Source organism: Rhodococcus sp. 27YEA15 (assembly GCF_049739425.1).
In the GTDB taxonomy this organism is placed as follows: domain Bacteria; phylum Actinomycetota; class Actinomycetes; order Mycobacteriales; family Mycobacteriaceae; genus Rhodococcus_F.
On record NZ_JBMHHW010000002.1, the window covers coordinates 270,368 to 284,772 of the forward strand.

Genomic DNA, 14,405 nt, shown 5'->3' on the forward strand with positions numbered 1-14,405 from the left:
TAATGCAGCCATCTACTACGTACCGTCGTAAAATTGGTGAGGCGCGTCGATGGGCAGCACCGGCAGAGGTGTAGAGGTTGCCGCAGGTTGCTCTACGTACTACCCTGTGACGTAGTAGCTAGGGATGCAATAGTTCCCCGAGCACTAATTCCGAAAATCCACGCCACTGTGCGTGGATTTTCGCGTTGTTGGCATAATCATGCCATGTTGCTGGCCTACATTGACGAGATCGGTGAGACAGGGGCATTCGTCTCGAACAAAGACGCTCGCTACAAGACCAGCCCGGCCTTCGGCTATGCGGGCTTGATCATCCCCGGCGATCAAGCCCGTAAGTTCGGTGAAGTGTTCACCCGGGAGAAGCGGGTACTGTTCAAGGCTGACATCGCAGCTGCCGAGCATCCCGGTAGATGGGAGCGTAAGGGATCCGAGATATTCCGTCCTGACACATTCGAGAAATATCCACAGCAGATGCGCGTGTTCAGCTACTTGGTGAGGAGCCTAAGGGAACTCGGTGGGTCTCTCTTTTACTACGCCGATGAGAAACCGCTGGGAACGCCTCGACAAACCGACCTCGACACCGACGCCCGCGAGACCGCAGCGATGCGAGAGACGCTCAACCGCATTGCCAGGTACGCCGACCACAATCAATCCAATGTGACGGTCATGATCGACCAGATCAACGAGAAAACAAGGGCTGCAAGACTTCCAGCCATGTATGAACACATCCTGGGTCGCGCGGCAGGCTATGCCGAGATGAAGCGAATCGTCGAGCCTCCTATGCACATCGACAGTGTTCTCAGTTCCAACATCCAGTTCTCGGACTGGATAGCTGCATGCGTCACGCGAGCTATCGATTATCAACTCATCCAAGACTCCCGTTACAACTGGCTCGCCGAGCCCCGAGCGCTACCTCCCGAGCGCTACCTACGGTGAGAGGTGCCTTTACCCATGAATCCAAGCTGCATCTATGGCAACGAGATGTAAGTGATCTCAATCATTCCGAGATCTTCCGGCATTCCCGAACTGTGCATCCGAGCGCAACCGGACGATTGCTCGGTGATCAGTTACCAGACGACCGAGTACGGAGGATTAAGGCGGCCGCGGAGCGTGCCAAGATGACATGAGACAGAGCCCTCCCGCCGGATTTCTTCATGACCGACAGTGGCGTAAGTATCGTTTTTGCCCGCGCCATTCCTTCTGTAACTGACAATTACGTTTGATGCTGATTCGTGATCGTCCACCTGCTTCGGTTTACGAAAGGTGGATACCGTAATTTGGAAGTCATGCGCGAGTCGGCATCGCATCGCATCGCATCGCATCGCATCGCATCGCATCGCATCGAGTTCAGACTGTTCCTTGAATTGCTGACGTTTCAGCTTCTTACAAGAGAGTTTTCCATGAATGACGACCACATTTTGAGACAAGATTTGAATGAAGGTTTCGGACGGTTCATCGCGCGTCTGCAACGTGCCGTGGATCATCGGGAATCCTTGGAAAAATATTGCAAGAAAGAGTCTGCAGTAACTCTGGATTTCACGACGAATGGCAATTCTGTCGTCGTGACCGTAAAACAATCAGATCCGATACCACCTGTCGGATCTACCATCTTAAGCGACTGACTTCACCAGGTACGATCCTCATTAGATGGAGCATTCTACACCCTCGCCGCGCTCGAAACCGGCTCATATCCACCATCACGTCCGCGAACTCGAACCTTCCCCATTCGCACTACCCGTGTCGAGTTTGACCAGATGATTGCTTCCGATTCCAACCCGACACGAGGAATGACTGAATCAACTGTCGAGAAGATAGAACGCTCACAGCCGTATCACGGAAAATACGGCGCAGATGGGGACAGCCTTCTGTGGATTCATAACATGGCACGCATCGACCGACATCGTCATTCGTTTGATCTAGCACTACGTATAATGCCCGGTGAGGACAATGGTATTGACTTCGATGGCCGTTCCCCGAGGCCGGTTTCTGTGACAGCCGGGCCCGAAACTCCCATGCTGAGCGTTGACGGTGGTACGGTTTTTGCGACGATTGAATACGAGTCCGCCGAAACTGCACGTAGAGCGGTGCGCGAGTCGTGGATAAAACCAAGATTCATGTTCGGCATAGAAGCGTCTCAATGGTACGAGGATGCGGTCGCTAAAGGTATATCGAAGAATATTAGAAATGACAGCCTCACGTCAAGAATGCGTTTCTGTGAGTGGTTCGTGTCAGCCATGGTCAAGACGCTTTCGGACCAGGTTACTATAGAACAGCTTCACGTACCCGATTGGATCAATTTCGGGGACTAAAGGATTTCCCTAACCGCAGTTGATTTCTCCGTTTTATCGATGGCCAAAACGCACACCCAAACCCGCAGGAGGGCGCTCAGGATGCAGCCGATAAAAATGCCGGGGTAGCGGGAAGGCGACCGCGTCGATCTCCGATCTCCCGCAAATGGAGTTAAGAACTTTCGACGACACGCCATCGAAACGTTACGTGAGGCGCGACATACAAGCCGCGAGTTACCTCATCCTGGACATCAAGGATTTCGACCAGCGCGAGCCTTCCGTCCTTGTTCATCAGGACCACGGTGTGCCCCACGTGAGCAGTCACATTGCGGCCGATGGACAGGTGCGCAGCGAGTTCTGAGTCCTCGAAATCGGCGCTCCGGACCATTCCGACGGCCTCGATCTGGTCTTTGTACACCTTGACCGAGTCGGAGCCACACCCGGAAACTTCGAACGCGAACTCCGACACCCCAAATCCCCAGCGGAACGTGTTGCGGGGCGCGTCGGCGTACGCGAAGCGGACTTCTCCGTTCAACGAGGGGCTCCGCCATTGCAACGGATCGCTGCGCAAGGAGTGTTGCTCAAGTCGAGACAAACGTTCCCGCAAGGTTGAAATCGGCGTCGCGTGGTCACGATTCGCCGGCAGTCCTTCGATCCAGCGCCACAGATCCTCGACTTGTTCGGATCCGGGGAAGTCTGCGGGCTTCGACGGATCATGGTTAAAGGGAAAGCCCTTTGGGCTCGCATCCGCAAGCCAGTCCGGCAGCTGATAGCCGAGGTTGTCCTTGAACAGCACTGCAAGCCATGTCGCCGGTCGATCGACTTTGACGTCCGCGATCCAGAAGTTCTCCATTCCGACGCCTGAATCGGGCAGGGTGTTGGCTCGCTGCACGTAGTTCTCGTCGACGACTAGAAGAACGTGCTTGCTGTCCACGACGCGCCGCATGAACCCGGTGAGCTCGTTGCCGTAGTCGAGATCCGCGTCGATGAGTACGTCGAACCCCAGTGCCTTCAACTGGCCGGCGAGCAACCGAACCCATTCGCGATGCTGGTCAGAACTCCATGCATACGAGATGAATAGATCCGCGCCCAAAGAATCTCTCCAATCGCCTGCCCTTTGCTGGAACCATGATCTTCTCAGGTCGCTCAGACTGGTCCGCTGCCGCATCGCCGATGACATCGTGCTGTTTGGCGATGGTCAAAACGCACACCGAAACCCGCAGAAATAGTCTGACAGCTTTTCGCCATACTCGGCGAGGGCAACGGATCGTTTCAAACGCGTCCGCACGGAGATTAGAAACAATTTTGCGGAATCCGGCGACCTGGCTCGCGTCCGGGGCCTGCGAGAAAATCAACATCACGGTGTTGAAGAAGGATGTGGAATTGCACCTGATGCATTCACCCTGAGTTCAGACACGCTCCGGATGTGGGCCAGCCCGACTCCGTCCAACCGTCCGGTCAGGCGACCAAGTCCAGCCCAGGACAATATGCTTTACAAAACTATTCCGAGTCTTTTACCTTAGTTCCGTGCATTTGTACTTTTCCTGAGACGGCCGAGTAAGGCCTTCCTCGCTCGTGCAGTTATCCGAGTCAGCGGTGGCCGCTCGTTCTCGACCCAACGCGGTCGCCGTCTTTGGCGTGCCTGTTTGCCGTCTTCCGGCTCGGCGCGCCCTCTCGAAGGACTCGAATGCTCACCTCTCCGAATGGCTCTGTCAACTTAACTGAACGCAATTGGGAATCAACAGCATTCGGCCACACTTGGGCGGATCCTTTTGGTGGGAAGCCGAGTTCAGGCGGCGACGGGTACGCCAGTCACGTCGTACCAGGTGGCGAATCGGCCGGTCATTTCGGAGCGGTAATCGCTCGCGGTGAGCTTGTGTCGGCCTGGCCGGAAGTGCGGCGAAATTGCACTGAAACACCGCCAGGAACCGTTGTGCAGTACGGGGTGAGTGGAAGAACTTCATGGCGCGTGCTCGCTGTCTGGTGGGTTGGTGCGAGTTCTCGGCCCGGTTGTTGAGGTACTTCGAGCGCCGGTGTTCGACTGATGGCATCAACTCCCGATGCGCCACAACGTAACTGGTGAGCTTATCGGTTGTCAGCACCCTCGGCGCCCGAGCCTGCTTGCGCATCAACTTGCGGCTGAAGCATCTCGCAGCCTTCGCGTTGCGTCGTGGCCGGACCCGGACGTCGAGGATATTGCCGTCCTGATCGGCAGCCCGCCGCAGGTACTCTCGGATGTCGCCGATCTTGGGCGGTCGCCTCGCCGGGAAACCATGTGTCGCCGGGTTCGGGAGCGCGTCGGCGCAGGCCACGTGCATTTTCGGGTCCGAACTTCGCGCACCACGTGCGGATCGTCTCGTGCGAGACGACGATGCCGCGGGCGAGCATCAACTCCTCGACGTCGCGCAAGCTCAAGGCAAACCTGTAGTACAGCCACACGCTGTGCGCGATGATCTCCGAGGGATAGCGGTGCCGTCTATACGGCGACCGCGTCGAATCCACCCGTTTCTCGTCTCCAAGGCTCATCCGACGATCATCCCTGATTGACGGCCCAGTTTAAGTTGACGATGCCACTCAACTGTCAACAACCTCCATCAGTTTTAGAACTAGCTGTCTAACCGTAAGGCTGGCTAACTGTCTTTATGACTACCTCGAACACGTCGATCCGCTTGATGCCGTCGACGTCTACCGCTGCCGCAGTCTGCTCGATTCGTCTGTGCCAGTGGATTTTTCCAGCAATACGCCGCGCGGACCACTAGACCCTTGGTCAGTGATTGCCGCAGCCCAAGAACGTAGGACACCCGCAGGCTTGACCTAGTCAGGAGCGAATCGATCGGCTATGCCCAGGCGATCGAGGCTTGCCAAAAGCAGTCAGGATCCGGCCCCGGCGGGCACACGAGGCTCACACCCTGGCCGGACTATGCATTACACAATTCTCGAACTGATTGCAGTTCAACGATATTACCCATGAACACACCGGGCACCGCCGCCGTCGTCGACTCGAGACCTGGCTACAGCGATGGAAACCGACAACACCCCGTTGCCGACGATACCGACGAGGGCTTCTCGGGAAATGCACACCGATCGACGTCGAGACGACCGAGCTACCCCCATGAGTCCACTCGTCCGCCGAGAACATCGGCGACGCCGTCGAGCCTGACTAGCACAACCCGCCCGGCCCGCAACGCCGGACGAGTTCATCGCTCGGGGTAAGCACTGATCGCAAGTGGTCGCCGCTTGACGAAGAGATGCCACGCGACAAAACCTCGGCATGTGCTCTCTGCCGCCCTCCTCGTCGGTACCGCCCGCCGGCAGCGCTCATTTCTTCTGTCCACAGCACACCGTTGTCCGGGCCGGATCAGAAGTGCATCGAACTCCATGGCAACATCTACGACACGCGACACACCGAACATGCCCACCTACCCGTATCAGTTACAGATTGGTTCTAGTCTTTCCTCATGGCACAGCACAACAAGGGACCCCGCGGACACATCGCGACTCGTGCTCCCCTCAAGCAGCACAAGGTGTACGAGGATCGGGCCGCCGAACTCGGAATCCCTGCTGGGGACTATTCCGTGCTCATTTTGGCCATTACGCATGGATTAGACATTCCGGACTACATCAGCGACAAACTGCACCCTGAACAACTTCGCCTTCTCGAAGTCGAAGCGGCCGGGTCTTTGCGTCGCATCGAGCAGATGGCGATCGGAGCATGAACTCCCCCTAGACAGCGAACAACCCCCAGGGCTTGGCGGCATCGGGGGCTGTCCGTTTATGCGGTTGTAGGAGCTTCCCAGCTCCTCGACCACCACTAACCCGGTCAGGTATGAGGTGGTGACCACCACTACCTCGGAAGGAAGAGGCGGTACTTAGTCGATGATATCGCAAAAACGCAATTCTGCGGTACTTGCTGATGATGTAGCTGTGTCACGTCCAACACAAATACATCACAGTTTCATCTCCGCGACGAGCAAATTGCTTCCAGTCGCGCCATTTTCCCGAGGATCTGCGCAGGTCGACGCCGTGCCCGCACCGGCAGCGTTCGACGACCACCAGACCCGGCAGACGTTCACATTCCCCGCTGTCACCGTCACGCTCGTTTCGGGGTTCAGCAGTGCAGGCGGCGCCTGGTAACCAAGTGTCTGCTGGACGGCCTCGATATCTAACTACACAGCGCAGACCTCGACAAGGAACACGGGCCCCCAAAGGGGGTGATCGGGAATAGGACCGCATCGGCGGCGAACAAGGACTGGCAGGTCCTTGACTGCGGCAGAGAACTGGCAGGTTCTCCGTCACCTGTTCTCGAAACGTTCTCGAGAGGTGAGCTCCGGAAGTTGACGCTTCCTCGGCTCGAACTGCATCCCAGAAAGGGACTACCTATGCCAGGTACGTCTCAGGGTAGCGCATACCCTGAATATCCATCAACACATTCCCTACCACTCGGTATCGGCGTGTTGCGAGACAGCATCCCGGCTGTTGGAATTTCCGTCACACCACCCGACATCGGCGACTCCTGGCAACAGGCCGTCGCCGTAGCGGTTGCCCGTGTGGCGGACATCGACAAACTGACCACAGACCTGAACGCGGCCTCTGAACAACGCGGACGCTCATGGTCCTTGCCGGTCCCGGCCGCAGAACAGGCGCGTATCCCCGTGTGGACTTCACGTCAGGAGTGGCTTCGTCAGTTCAGGCATCACACCACCACCGCAGCAGGCAGAGCCTTGTGCGCCCGGCGTCTCATCAGTCCGGAGAAGGCGTACGCCGTAGCCGAGGCACACGCACATTTTGCAGAATCACGCACCGGCAGGTCGGTCACCGCAGCAAAGTCCACGATCGCCGCACGCGCAAAGGTCAGTGAATCCACCGTCAACCGAGCGCGGCGAGTCCTGATTGCCCTCGAGATGGGCGTAGAGCACGTTCGGGGGCGGAACCTCAAAACACTGGAGTTCCTCGCCGCAGAGGCCCATCACGGGGGTCAGCAGCACCGCGCAGCATCCACGTGGTCGCTGTCGTCGCCACGTCAGATTGTGGAGTTGACACCAGCGGCTCCATCACGCAGGAGTCGCGCCTCTCGCGCGATGGAGCGATCGACTCGATCTCGGAAGGGCTCCCAGCCGGTATCGAGGTTCCTCTCGAAGCCGCGCAGAACCTCGATACCGGCTGACACCCTATCTAGTGTTGGTTTTTTATCTTGTGAAGTTCTTCCGTCAGGAAGAACTCACCAACGCGCGCACGCGTGCACACCACAACCGACCAACGACAAACACCCCCGACCGCTGGCAGTTCAACGTGTCGCAGCAGAACTGATCCGGCACGCACCCGCCTTGATGCCACCGGGCCACATCGGTGCTGTGTGCGATGTTCTGATGAAATGCGATATCGATCCCACCAGATGGTCGGGTCTCGATATCGCGAGAACTCTGTCGCGTGACACCGCAGAACGGGGCTGGATCTGGCCGACCTCGTCCACCCTGACCTCACCGATCGCCTACCTCAGGTACAGACTTCGGTTGGTCGACTGGACGGCGAAATCTCCCGACGAACAACGGAATGAGGCCGATTTCGCCAGGCTCCGGGCGCAGGAACGGCGAAGAACCGACCAAGATCACCGCACGAGCAACGCGGCCAGCCACTCACAACGAGAACGAGCCATGGCCCGAATACGAGATCATCTGAGCTCCACCAGTCGCAAAAACCGGTAGGCCTGCACTTTGTCGGTTCCGTTACTCGCACCCTGGATAGCTTCGTAGAGGATTTGTGGGTGGTCGACGAAATATGCACGACCCGTGGGGTGATGTCACGGGATCACGTTCGGTGTTCGACCAGCGCTGGCTTCTGGCGCTCGGTCTGAGATTTCACCGGAGTCATGGATATGTGGCGTGAGTTCGCGGCGACGGGCCTACCTGATTCGCAGATGATTGTGATGTGGGACGAACGACTATTGCGATACCTTGTCGTTCCGATACCTCATTCGCACTGTTACTGCTGGTCAGGACCATCGACGTGCAAAGTCCGGGCTATTTGCACCGTAGGCACCGCGTGCTCCCCGTGCGCTACATGCGTGCGATGCATACGAGACGCGTACCGCGTGCAGTACATGCTGTGCGTGCATTGCGAAGCATGTACTGCATGTACTGCGTGCAACTCACTTTTCTTGTCCGCCTACTTCGCAAATTCGCAGGCGAGTCGGCCATAGCGTCAACATGTTTACCCAGGATGTCTGCCGACGCCGATGGCTGGGTAATTTTCGTGTGAACGACGTATGTCTACCGAGGCAAGAGAGCGGAATTCTCTCTCTCGGTGTGGCACTTGCTTCGGGTTATGTTGCCCGAAAACTCAGTTTGGACGTGTGGTGCGTGAAGCCAGACACACCACCCCGATACGTCACTGTGATGAAACTATGGGCGTGGGTGACGTTTGGGTAGTCCGCACTAACCGATAAATTTGGTCGTTTGCCTGTCTGAGGCTGAGGATGCCCGGGCAGGACGCAAGCCTCCGTGTCACACTGTTCACCCCTCTCCCCTACTGCTCTCATTCGTAGGTCGTACACCGAGATTAATGTGACGCTCCGATGGGATCTGGGTCGCGCGAAGTCGCATTGCCTCGAATGCTCGGTGAATTTCAGTGCAACCGACATGGATGCGCATGTCTTCGATCATGACAATTCCGTCACCAACCGATCTCGGTTCCCTCCTCGCTCGGGACGGCCACATCGACTGAGCTCCTCGCCTGAGATTCGACTGGAAATAGAGGCGGCGGCTGCGTTGCTCTCGCGGCATGAGACGAGGGAACGATCTTCGTCTCGACGGTGGGGAATCTGAACGTTTTGAAGGTTTATCGCTCATCGAGTCATCGACTCATCGGGTGGTTGAGATGGGCTGTCCCATGACGTGAGTCGCTGATTTACTGCCGGGCGGGGTTCGTGAGGTGCAAATCGGCGTAGGTCGTGTTGTTTTGTAGGTTTGTGAATTACTCATGGCCTGCGCCCAGGACGGTGTGGGATGCCGCAGCCTTCGAACTCGGTGCTATAGATCGATGGATTACGCACGGGAAATTTCCTATGCGGCGACCTTCCGACGACTATCCAAGATAGTGAGTCCGGTTTATCTTGCGTATCGATTCTGTCGCCAGTCCTCTGAAGAAGAACCGATTTTCTGAAATATATGGCTTGAACTGGCGTGCGTGTATTGCACGCAACGCGTGCACCGGTTCAACTAGATGCTCGCTCTGCATGCAACGCATGCGCAGCGCCTTAGCACGCAATGCACGCACGGCGTTATAATCTCGCAATGAATGGCATGCATGCATTGCGAGCAGAGCACGCTATGCGTTGATCGCGCCGCATGCACTCCGTGCGTTTAACGCGATGATTGCGGTAGACGCACCTCATGCAATCAGTGCGCGACGTGCTGCCGATGCATGGTGAGCGTTCAGTGCGCGGCTAGCGTGCGGTGCTCAGCAAGTATACGGAGCACCGCACGCGTGTTATGCTACGCGCGCACGTAATGCTGGCATTGCGCTTCGCGCGTGGAATGCATGCAATGAATGCGATAGGACGGATGCATGCAGAGTCCGCAGTGCGGACCAGGCATGCCATGCGTGCAGTACATGCCATGCGTGCATTGCCGGCAGTGCACGCACCGCTCGAATGATTCCGATGAAAGGTCCGCAATGCAGCCACGCAAAATCGCACTTGGTAACCAGAAAGGCGGTGTCGGAAAAACTGCGACCACGCTCGGGCTTGCCAGCGCAATCACAGCGGTCGGCGGAAAAGTGCTTGTGGTCGACATGGATCAGCAGGGCAACACCACCAGCGGACTCGGGGTTGAACTCGAGGATGGAATGCTTACCGCCTACCACCTGATGAATCAGACAAGGGAAGGGATTGCGGCAGACGCGATCATCGCCACCCCGTGGGATGGCGTCGACCTCATTCCGGCCGACGAAGAACTAGGCAAGATCGAATCCGACGGCTCGAACGATCTGGTGTTCAGGCTTGATGTCGCCTTCGAGGGACTGGACCTCTCGCCCTATGACGCTGTGCTCTTCGACTGCCCACCAAACATGGGTAAGGTTCTTTTCGCCGTGCTCATTGCCGCTGACGGCATCGTCGCCATTACCGAGCCCACCATCGACAGTGTGCGGGGTGTGCAGAAGCTCGAGCAGACGATCGACACCGTTCGTAAACGAGCGAACCCCAAACTTGTGTTCGACAAAATAGTCATCAGCCGACGACGTACGACGGGGGAGCACGAGTTTCGCGAGGGTGAACTCCGCGAAACGTACGGTGAACTCGTTGCGAAGACAGTCATCCCGGAACTCGCGGCCAGGCAGGACGCACACTCCAACCACACGCCGATACACCAATTCAAAGGCGGCAAGTCCCTGGCCTTGCAGCTTGCCTACAGTGATCTTCTGGAAGAACTGCCCATCGTGATCGGAGCAACGGCGTGAGTGTCAAGCGTGAACCTGCAATTCGTAAAACCCATCCAGCGGAGCTCATTCCTGAGCGTCCGCCGAAGAGCGATACGGCGAGCCTTTCTCCTATCCGGGTTTCACCGCAGGTCACTGATGTCTCCAGCAGTCGAAAAGACGAGGACGAGAAGCTGTCGATGACGCATAACACGCGGATCAAGCCGTCCACCAAGGATCGGCTTCGGCGGGGAGTCGACAAACTCAGGTACGAAACGGGCGACCGGGAAATCAGCGAGGCTTCGATGACCGAGGCTGCCCTGGACGAGTACCTGAAAACCCGCGGTCTGTAAGCCTTCAATGCGTGTGCGTAGCGAAGTAGGAGTCCGACGGGCATCGATACCAGACACTTCGAATCGGTAACGACGGGAACGCAAGATCGAACATGAATTCTGTTTGCGTCGCTGCAACGATGCAACCAGTGATTTTGCGCAGAACTCGGCAAAGATTGCCGTTACCGGGGCCGTGAAATCAGCACGGAGTGTCAGTAAAAGTGCTTCAAGGATTCTGCAAAAAAAGCAGGCTTACGTGCCCGCCTGTCGATCCAGGGCAGTGGGCATAGAGCATTCGTGACACCGATATCTCGGTTCGAAAACGTCGAACCGAGCGCAAAAAGGTGCCTCGCCGGCTGCAACCGGCGAGGCACCGACCGGGAAAAGCCCTGTAGGAAGGAAACCCCGATCATGGACAACTTTAGCTTGCGTGCAGCACGCATCCAGTTAGGTGCACTGTTAGCCTCACTTGTGCTGGCCATACTCATTGCGTTGGGCATCACCGCTGGAGCGTTCGTGCTCTCCTTCGCCGTGCAACGCGACCTTGCCAGGCAAGCGATGATTCCGGAATCGTTGGCATGGATCTTCCCCGTCATGGTCGACAGCGCAATTCTCGGTTCGACCATCGCAATAGTGCTTCTGGGGAAACTGACCGTCAAACGCTGGGACACTCGCTTCTTCATCTCTCTCGCCATCAGTGTCGTCACGATCAGCATCTTGGGAAACGCGTACCACGCATTTCACGCTGCGAGGGCAGCGACCACCATGGCTGCTGACGGGTGGGAAGTCGGATTCACCCCGCTCACTCCCGCAATTGCTGCACTCATTGCGGTCATTCCGCCGGCCCTTGTTCTGGCCTTCACTCACGCGATCACCATTCTTGTCAGGGCGACGGGCGTCGCATACAGCGACTATCGGATGCAGATCAACGAGTCTTCGTCCGTCGGCGATGGCATAGCGGTTGATCTTTTCGCAAATCTCGCTGTCGAAGACACGTCTGCTGGGGCATCGAACGATCTGAGTGTTGACGGCGGAATCGAAGTAGACGACTTACCGAAACGTGCAAGGCAGGTATTCGGATCCGAATCAGGTGTTTGTGACGATCTCTTCGAGTTCATTGCGGCGTCTGATTTACACGACAGTGTCAAGGACACTGCCAGAAGAAAACTGTCAGACCCCTCATTGACCTGGGAATCAATTGCGCAAAGCTCGTTTCCACCTGTTGCGACGTCCACCGCCTGGCGCCGTTACGAGAAGTTCGATGCTGCGGCACGCGCCGCGGGGTTCGAAAGTCCGCCATTGCCGGATTTGCGGGTGGCGGAGCATTCGGACGTCGGAGGGCTCGTCACCGTGAGCTGAACGGGAAGATGCACGTGTCGTCTGCGTGCGACGGTGATGTGCCACGTTCAGGGACGAATGGGCGACCAATGCAGGCATGCGACCTGACCAGCTCAGGGCCTCGCTCTAACCTCTGGACTTGATGTGCTCGAGAACTCGGACGGCGATGCGCCGCTGTCCGTGGTGGAAGTGGGGGAACTCTCCGTGATCGGCGCGTACCCCAGCTGCGCCAAACACTCTCGCGAGCCTGCGGGATCAGCCCTGACGCTACCTTCGAGGCCTCTATCACGGGGCGCTCTGCGCACAGCTCGATACGGCCGGTCGGTGCTCACCGTCTCCTCGAACGTGAGGTTTCCCCAAACCCACGACCGCTGAGCTCATGATCCGTGGAAGGGGTATCTGCATCGGCAGAATTCGATCAATCCGGTGTAGTAATCCATAGCCACGATCTCGGCGCATCGAGCGGGTCGAGGTGTCCTGTTGAGGTATCGCTCGATCCATCCGCGGCCGAGGGACGGTGCGGGATGGGAGCACTCTGTGCAACGACCGGGGCGATCAGCGACAAGAAGTTCAGCAGGCTCCATGGTGGGCATGAGGTGAGGGTGACGGCGTAGGAGTGGTTGAACAATGGTTTTGATCATGCGGAAGCTATTCGGCGTCTCGACCGCCGCCGGTTCGGTCTTCTGTCTTCCCTTGGACCGCAGGGTTTTTACCGCACATGAGGTTGGAGTTCAGGTGCAGGAGAAGTTGGACCTTCCGGGGGATGCCAGTCGACTTCTGTTCCGGAAGAACGGAATCGGTTCGGGGGAAGGGCGCGCGAGAGAGGTTGCCAGAGAAGAGCGGATGGCAGGATTCGAACCCGCGTGGACGGTTTTGCAGACCGCTGCCTTGCCTCTCGGCCACACCCGCAGTAACAGTTAATTATGTTCGTGTCAGAAAAATTCACGAGCATTTCGATCATGATGAATTGATCGAATCGCACTGCAACGCTTGCGGACCGCTCGCTGCACTGGTGCATGCGGTGCCCGCGATCCGGCGAGAGCTGGGCCGAAGGTAAGGAAGGAAGTGCGGCCGCGATGCAATGCAATGCAACACGAAGTGGATGTCGACCTGGTCTCCGGGAGCGCAGGCATGGATGCCCGCATCATGATGGAGAGGCGATCTCGCCGAAGTTCGGACCCCGGTACGTGGGCGACGCCGCCGTGCATTCCGGGTCGATTTCGCAACGTCACCGTGCTCGACACGTTTTCACAGTCTGTATCGAGCGTTCCGGTGCAGGCAGTGCGTCCTGAACATGCATTGCATGCAGAGCACGCGCATCATGCAACGCATGCAATCTGCCTGACCAGGGCCTCTTCGCCGAATGCGACTCGCGAGACGAGCTGCTCTTCGTCCAATGTCTCGGTACTGCCCGCTCGAAGGCGAACCGCGTGGGGCATGTAATATCGAATATCATACCAATATGCATCCCATTTTGGTATGATATTCGGTATGAGTACCCAGATCGCCGTGCGGTTACCGGATGAGATGGTGGTCTTCCTGGACGGGGAGGTTGCCGCCGGTCGGGCGTCGTCGCGGGCGGATCTGGTGGCGCGCGCTCTCGAGCGTGAGCGGCGGAGGCTGGTGGCGGAGCGGGATGCGGAAATCCTCTCTGGTGACAGACGGCGGGATGAGTTGGATTCCCTGGCATCGCACATTGCCGCCCAGGAACGCAACTGATGCGCCCGATCCATGAGGCGCAGCTCGACGTTGTTCGTCCGGTATTGGTCTTGACCAGAGATGTGGTTCGGCCGTATCTGACGCGGGTGACGGTAGCGCCGATCGTGAAGTCGATTCGGGGTTTGTCCACGGAAGTTCGGGTGGGTGTGATGAATGGTCTGAGCGGTGATGCGGTGATCAGCTGCGAAGACATCACGACTATTCCGGTGAGCGCTTTGGGTGTGGGTATCGGATACCTGCTTCCGGCGCAGGAGGAATCATTGACCGTGGCGGTTCGGACAGCTTTCGATCTGGAATGACGAGGGCAGTGGTGGGAGGT

At 57.6% G+C, this 14,405-nt stretch carries 11 protein-coding genes, 1 tRNA gene and 1 pseudogene; 9 read left to right on the top strand and 4 right to left on the bottom strand.

Annotated features, from left to right (window positions below):
* The first annotated feature begins 204 nt into the window (after positions 1–204).
* From ABH922_RS26265 to ABH922_RS26275, 3 genes are all read left to right on the top strand, one after another.
* Positions 205–933, top strand: coding sequence for a DUF3800 domain-containing protein (locus tag ABH922_RS26265; RefSeq protein ID WP_424809959.1), 729 nt, complete (start codon positions 205–207; stop codon positions 931–933).
* Between the two features lie 350 nt (positions 934–1,283).
* Complete coding sequence (locus tag ABH922_RS26270; RefSeq protein WP_424809960.1) at positions 1,284–1,619, top strand: hypothetical protein; 336 nt, start codon at positions 1,284–1,286, stop codon at positions 1,617–1,619.
* A gap of 132 nt (positions 1,620–1,751) precedes the next feature.
* A complete protein-coding gene (locus tag ABH922_RS26275) occupies positions 1,752–2,306 on the top strand; it encodes a hypothetical protein (protein WP_424809961.1) in 555 nt (184 codons plus the stop codon).
* A gap of 151 nt (positions 2,307–2,457) precedes the next feature.
* Here the strand turns inward: ABH922_RS26275 and ABH922_RS26280 are convergent, their stop codons facing one another.
* The gene (locus tag ABH922_RS26280) at positions 2,458–3,378 is read right to left on the bottom strand and encodes a toll/interleukin-1 receptor domain-containing protein (protein WP_424809962.1); all 921 of its coding nucleotides are present in this window, start codon (positions 3,376–3,378) and stop codon (positions 2,458–2,460) included.
* Between the two features lie 696 nt (positions 3,379–4,074).
* A pseudogene (locus ABH922_RS26285) lies at positions 4,075–4,787 on the bottom strand (IS6 family transposase).
* A 956-nt stretch (positions 4,788–5,743) separates the two neighbouring features.
* On the opposite strand from ABH922_RS26285, the gene ABH922_RS26290 reads away from it, so the two are divergent.
* Positions 5,744–6,001, top strand: a complete 258-nt coding sequence (locus ABH922_RS26290) for a hypothetical protein (RefSeq protein ID WP_424809963.1) — start codon at positions 5,744–5,746, stop codon at positions 5,999–6,001.
* Between the two features lie 977 nt (positions 6,002–6,978).
* Here the strand turns inward: ABH922_RS26290 and ABH922_RS26295 are convergent.
* Positions 6,979–7,149: a hypothetical protein gene (locus ABH922_RS26295; protein ID WP_424809964.1), complete on the bottom strand. Its 171-nt coding sequence runs from the start codon at positions 7,147–7,149 to the stop codon at positions 6,979–6,981.
* A 2,807-nt stretch (positions 7,150–9,956) separates the two neighbouring features.
* On the opposite strand from ABH922_RS26295, the gene ABH922_RS26300 reads away from it, so the two are divergent.
* From ABH922_RS26300 to ABH922_RS26310, 3 genes are all read left to right on the top strand, one after another.
* The gene (locus ABH922_RS26300) at positions 9,957–10,739 is read left to right on the top strand and encodes a ParA family protein (RefSeq protein ID WP_424809965.1); all 783 of its coding nucleotides are present in this window, start codon (positions 9,957–9,959) and stop codon (positions 10,737–10,739) included.
* Entirely contained in the window at positions 10,736–11,050 is a 315-nt protein-coding gene (locus ABH922_RS26305) for a hypothetical protein (RefSeq protein WP_424809966.1), read from the top strand. Before ABH922_RS26300 ends, ABH922_RS26305 begins: the two co-directional genes overlap by 4 nt.
* A gap of 390 nt (positions 11,051–11,440) precedes the next feature.
* Positions 11,441–12,388 carry a DUF2637 domain-containing protein gene (locus ABH922_RS26310; RefSeq protein WP_424809967.1) on the top strand — a complete coding sequence of 316 codons (948 nt, stop codon included), beginning with the start codon at positions 11,441–11,443 and terminating at the stop codon, positions 12,386–12,388.
* 817 nt (positions 12,389–13,205) lie between these two features.
* On the opposite strand, the gene ABH922_RS26315 is transcribed toward ABH922_RS26310, so the two are convergent.
* Positions 13,206–13,276: transfer RNA gene (locus tag ABH922_RS26315), tRNA-Cys, on the bottom strand.
* A 582-nt stretch (positions 13,277–13,858) separates the two neighbouring features.
* Here ABH922_RS26315 and ABH922_RS26320 point away from each other — a divergent pair.
* Both ABH922_RS26320 and ABH922_RS26325 read left to right on the top strand, forming a co-directional pair.
* Positions 13,859–14,086 (top strand): hypothetical protein, encoded by a 228-nt coding sequence (locus ABH922_RS26320; protein WP_424809968.1) that lies wholly within the window; start codon positions 13,859–13,861, stop codon positions 14,084–14,086.
* Positions 14,086–14,385: a type II toxin-antitoxin system PemK/MazF family toxin gene (locus tag ABH922_RS26325; RefSeq protein ID WP_424809969.1), complete on the top strand. Its 300-nt coding sequence runs from the start codon at positions 14,086–14,088 to the stop codon at positions 14,383–14,385. Before ABH922_RS26320 ends, ABH922_RS26325 begins: the two co-directional genes overlap by 1 nt.
* The last annotated feature ends 20 nt before the right edge of the window (positions 14,386–14,405 follow it).

Coding starts and splice junctions, on each gene's coding strand:
- ABH922_RS26265 (WP_424809959.1), top strand. CDS start 205: ATGTTGCTGGCCTACATTGACGAGATCGGTGAGACAGGGGCATTCGTC.
- ABH922_RS26270 (WP_424809960.1), top strand. CDS start 1,284: ATGCGCGAGTCGGCATCGCATCGCATCGCATCGCATCGCATCGCATCG.
- ABH922_RS26275 (WP_424809961.1), top strand. CDS start 1,752: ATGATTGCTTCCGATTCCAACCCGACACGAGGAATGACTGAATCAACT.
- ABH922_RS26290 (WP_424809963.1), top strand. CDS start 5,744: ATGGCACAGCACAACAAGGGACCCCGCGGACACATCGCGACTCGTGCT.
- ABH922_RS26300 (WP_424809965.1), top strand. CDS start 9,957: ATGCAGCCACGCAAAATCGCACTTGGTAACCAGAAAGGCGGTGTCGGA.
- ABH922_RS26310 (WP_424809967.1), top strand. CDS start 11,441: ATGGACAACTTTAGCTTGCGTGCAGCACGCATCCAGTTAGGTGCACTG.
- ABH922_RS26320 (WP_424809968.1), top strand. CDS start 13,859: ATGAGTACCCAGATCGCCGTGCGGTTACCGGATGAGATGGTGGTCTTC.
- ABH922_RS26325 (WP_424809969.1), top strand. CDS start 14,086: ATGCGCCCGATCCATGAGGCGCAGCTCGACGTTGTTCGTCCGGTATTG.